Annotated in this window: 5 protein-coding genes; 4 read left to right on the top strand and 1 reads right to left on the bottom strand. The window is 65.0% G+C overall.

Translation table 11 applies throughout. From position 1 onward, the window contains the following. Positions 1–37: 37 nt before the first annotated feature. Entirely contained in the window at positions 38–424 is a 387-nt protein-coding gene (locus Y706_RS0115050) for a DUF1844 domain-containing protein (RefSeq protein WP_028277242.1), read from the bottom strand. Positions 425–762: 338 nt separating this feature from the next. Here Y706_RS0115050 and infC point away from each other — a divergent pair, with 338 nt between their 5' ends. The 4 genes from infC to Y706_RS0115070 all read left to right on the top strand — a co-directional run bounded on the left by infC (position 763) and on the right by Y706_RS0115070 (position 3,842). Next, complete coding sequence (infC, locus tag Y706_RS0115055; RefSeq protein WP_275450885.1) at positions 763–1,977, top strand: translation initiation factor IF-3; 1,215 nt, start codon at positions 763–765, stop codon at positions 1,975–1,977. A 115-nt stretch (positions 1,978–2,092) separates the two neighbouring features. After that, positions 2,093–2,287 (top strand): 50S ribosomal protein L35, encoded by a 195-nt coding sequence (gene rpmI, locus Y706_RS0115060; RefSeq protein ID WP_003798720.1) that lies wholly within the window; start codon positions 2,093–2,095, stop codon positions 2,285–2,287. 122 nt (positions 2,288–2,409) lie between these two features. Next, positions 2,410–2,880 carry a 50S ribosomal protein L20 gene (gene rplT / locus Y706_RS0115065; RefSeq protein WP_028277244.1) on the top strand — a complete coding sequence of 157 codons (471 nt, stop codon included), beginning with the start codon at positions 2,410–2,412 and terminating at the stop codon, positions 2,878–2,880. A 65-nt stretch (positions 2,881–2,945) separates the two neighbouring features. Next, on the top strand, positions 2,946–3,842 hold the full coding sequence (locus Y706_RS0115070; RefSeq protein ID WP_028277245.1) for a TrmH family RNA methyltransferase: 897 nt from the start codon (positions 2,946–2,948) through the stop codon (positions 3,840–3,842). The last annotated feature ends 85 nt before the right edge of the window (positions 3,843–3,927 follow it).

Raw genomic sequence — 3,927 nt, forward strand, 5'->3', positions numbered from 1 at the left:
TGGTCCGCACGCCGGCGTTGTCCTGGCTGACGAGTGCTTAGTTGACGGGGCCGGTGTACTTCTCGCCCGGGCCCTTGCCCGGAGCGTCCGGGATGATCGATTCTTCGCGGAAGGCCAGCTGGAGCGAGCGGAGTCCGTCGCGCAACGGTCCAGCGTGCTGTGAGCCGATTTCGGGCGCCGCCGCGGTCACCAGACCGGCGAGGGCGGTGATCAGCTTGCGGGCCTCGTCCAGGTCCTTGAGTTCCTGGGCATTTTCCTCGGCGGCGAGGCCGAGCTTTACCGCGGCGGCGCTCATCAGGTGCACGGCGGCCGTGGTGATGACCTCGATCGAGGGGACTTCCGAGATGTCGCGGATCTGCTGCGAGACGTCCGACTGGGCGGCCGCGGGCTCGAAGACGTGGGAATTACTATCTGAAGTGCTCATGCTGGTAAGCTTGTCACAGACCGACTAAATGTCGTTATTCTCAAGCTTTTATAGAATGCAGTGTTCTGACTGGCAGTGCTTGTCACTGAAGTTGGCGCCCGGCGACGCATACGTGCGTTGAACGGGTGTCTTTCTGTAGAGTTGGCTTTAGTTTGCAAGCGGAGTTCTCTCCCACCCGCGTCAGCCGCGAAACTTCCTTCGGGAAGCCCCTCCTGTCCAGGAGTCAAGGTTGCCGGGTACCTGGTCGGGCACTACCTCGGACTCCGGTCCGCAGGAAGTGCATGTTGCCCCATTGAGGGCGGCAGTTCCGATCTCGAGGCCTTCGATTGCTCCGGCAATTGGGGGCCTTCTCTTTTTGCCGGTGGAATACCCCTCACGAACACAGGAGCTTTAACATTAGCGAGCCAAGAATCAATGAGCGTATCCGCGTCCCCGAGGTGCGGCTGGTCGGCCCTGCAGGCGAACAAGTAGGAATTGTCCGTATTGAGGATGCCCTGCGTTTGGCTGCCGAGTCCGATCTTGATCTCGTTGAAGTTGCACCGCAGGCGAAGCCTCCGGTGTGCAAGCTGATGGACTTCGGCAAGTACAAGTACGAAGCCGCTGTCAAGGCACGCGAGGCCCGGAAGAACCAGACCAACACGGTCCTGAAGGAAATCCGTTTCCGCCTGAAGATCGACACCCACGACTACGAAACGAAGCGCGGCCACGCGCTCCGCTTCCTCGGTGCCGGTGACAAGGTCAAGGCCATGATCCAGTTCCGCGGCCGCGAGCAGCAGCGCCCCGAGATGGGCATCCGCCTGCTCCAGCGCTTCGCCGACGACGTCGCCGAAGTTGGTGTGGTGGAGTCCAGCCCGCGCATCGATGGCCGCAACATGGTCATGGTGGTTGGCCCGCTGAAGAACAAGGCCGAAGCCAAGGCGGAGGCCCGCCGCGCAACGCAGCGCGCAGAAGCCAAGGCTGAGAACGAAGCCAAGGCTTCGGGACGCGTCGATGTCTCCGGTGGCAACGCCCCGCTGACCCAGACGCTGTCGGACCTCCTGCCGGAAGGCTACGTCGTATCGCCGGAGGTACCCGCAGCGGAGGCCCCCGTCGAAGAAGCCAAGGTCGAAGAAGCCAAGGTTGACGAGACCAAGGTCGAAGAGACCAAGGTTGAAGAAGCCAAGGTTGAAGCGGCTCCGGTCGAAGAGACCAAGGCCGACGAGGCCCCCACCCAGGACGCGGCGGCGGAAACCGCTCCGAAGGCAGCCGAGGAGCCGGCAGCAGCGAAGGCTCCGGCGGCTCCGAAGGCAGCCGAGAAGCCGGCAGCAGCGAAGGCTCCCGCGGCTCCGAAGGCCGCCGAGAAGCCTGCAGCAGCCAAGGCTCCCGCGGCTCCGAAGGCCGCTCCGGCCCCGGCGGCAGCGAAGGCTCCCGAGGAAAAGGCAGCCGCTCCGGCAGCAGCACCGAAGCCGGTTGCTGCTCCGAAGCCGGTACCCAGGCCCGCAGCGCCGAAGCCCGCCGCACGGCCGGCCGCCCCCCGGGCAGCCGCCAAGCCTGGCACCAAGAAGACCAACTAGTTCACGGCTGCCGGACAGCAATGTCCGGCAGCAGGCAACCAGCACGCCGCCCGCAGGGGTGGCTGCACGAAAGAGCTGCAGACTTTTCTGCGGATACGTAAGGAGATCGGTTCCCATGCCGAAGATGAAGACCCACAGCGGTGCTAAGAAGCGCTTCAAGCTGACCGGTACCGGCAAGCTGCGCCGCCAGCAGGCCAACCGCCGCCACTACCTCGAGCACAAGTCCTCCCGGCTGACCCGTCGCCTTGCCGGCGACAAGATCGTCTTCAAGGGCGACGCCAAGGTCATCCGGAAGATGCTCGGCATCTAAGTTCCAAGTTCTCGGACTGTTCGCCACCAGGCAGCAGTCAACTACCAAAAAGGCTTCTCAGGCCAGCCGGACCGTTCCGGCAGTAGACGCTTGGGATCAGAAATTTTCTAAGGAGTACGCACGTGGCACGTGTGAAGAGGGCGGTTAACGCCCACAAGAAGCGCCGGGTTATCCTCGAACGCGCAAAGGGTTACCGCGGACAGCGTTCACGCCTGTACCGCAAGGCAAAAGAGCAGCTGCTGCACTCGTTTGTGTACAGCTATGGTGACCGCAAGAAGAAGAAGGGCGACTTCCGCCGTCTTTGGATCCAGCGCATCAACGCTGCATCCCGCGCCAACGGCCTGACCTACAACCGCCTGATCCAGGGCCTGAAGGCCGCTGAGGTTGAGGTTGACCGCCGTATGCTGGCCGAGCTGGCCGTTTCCGACGCCAACGCCTTCGCCGCGCTGGTCAAGGTCGCCAAGGACTCGCTGCCTGCCGACACGTCCGCTCCGGCCGTCCAGGCTGAGGCTGCTCCGGCTCCCAAGGCTGCCAAGAAGGCTCCCGCGAAGAAGCCTGCTGCCAAGAAGGCCGCCGACGAGGCTGCAAAGTAGTTCCTCCCGCAGTTGAAAGACTGCCTCGTTCAAGAGCCGGCTGGAATAGCCACTAAGGTTCTTATATGAACGAAACCGGGCGCCCGCAAGACTTTCCACTCTCCAACCCCCGAGCTGATCGGATGAGGAAGGTGGCACAGCTTGCCGGGCGCCCGGCCCGTTTAAAGCGTCGCGAGTTCCTGGCCGAAGGCCCGCAGGCGGTCCGAGAGGCCTTGGTCCTGCACCGGAAGAGGATCGCCGCGGGGGAGCCCGGCATCGTCTATGAGGTGTACGCCACCGAGGCCTGCCTGGACCGCCACCCGGAGCTGGAGCAGCTGGCCGAGGGAACCCACGCGCACCTCGCAACCGACGAAGTGATCGCTGCGATGGCGGATACCGTCACCCCACAGGGCATCGTCGCCGTCTGCGGCTTCCTGGACGTCAGCCTTGAGCACGTGCTCGACGCCGGCCCGCGGCTGATTGCCGTCCTGTGCCAGGTCCGCGACCCCGGCAACGCCGGCACCGTGCTGCGGGCGGCCGACGCCGCCGGCGCCGACGCCGTCATCCTGACCGGCTCGAGCGTGGATATCTACAACCCCAAGGCCGTGCGGTCGACGGCGGGTTCCCTGTTCCATCTGCCCGTCGTCCTCGGCGCGGAGGTCGAGGAAGTCGTGGCCCGCTGCCGGGAGCGTGGCGTCGGCGTGCTGGCCGCGGACGGCAAGGGACAACTGGACCTGGACCGTCTCCAGGACGAGAACGCCGCCCGCCGCCTGGGGGCCTCCGCCGCCGAATCGGTGTATGCGTTGGAACAGCCGACCGCCTGGCTCTTCGGCAACGAGGCCCAAGGCCTGTCCGAGGACGAGATCGCGCTGGCCGACCACCGCGTGGCCGTGCCGGTGTACGGGGAAGCGGAAAGCCTGAACCTCGGCACCGCAGCCACCGTCTGCCTGTACGCCAGCGCCCGCTCCCAGCAAACCCCCTAGCCGCCCGGCAGGAAACCAGCGGGTCCGGCAGGAATTCCTGTCCAAAAAAAGCAGGCCAAACGAACGGCGGGGCCCACCGAATGGT

Origin of the sequence: Arthrobacter sp. I3 (genome assembly GCF_000520575.1) — a bacterium.
Lineage (GTDB): Bacteria > Actinomycetota > Actinomycetes > Actinomycetales > Micrococcaceae > Arthrobacter > Arthrobacter humicola_A.

Excerpts from the sequence above, each read along its gene's own strand:
- Y706_RS0115050 (WP_028277242.1), bottom strand. The coding sequence starts at position 424 with ATGAGCACTTCAGATAGTAATTCCCACGTCTTCGAGCCCGCGGCCGCC.
- Y706_RS0115070 (WP_028277245.1), top strand. The coding sequence starts at position 2,946 with ATGAACGAAACCGGGCGCCCGCAAGACTTTCCACTCTCCAACCCCCGA.
- rpmI (WP_003798720.1), top strand. The coding sequence starts at position 2,093 with ATGCCGAAGATGAAGACCCACAGCGGTGCTAAGAAGCGCTTCAAGCTG.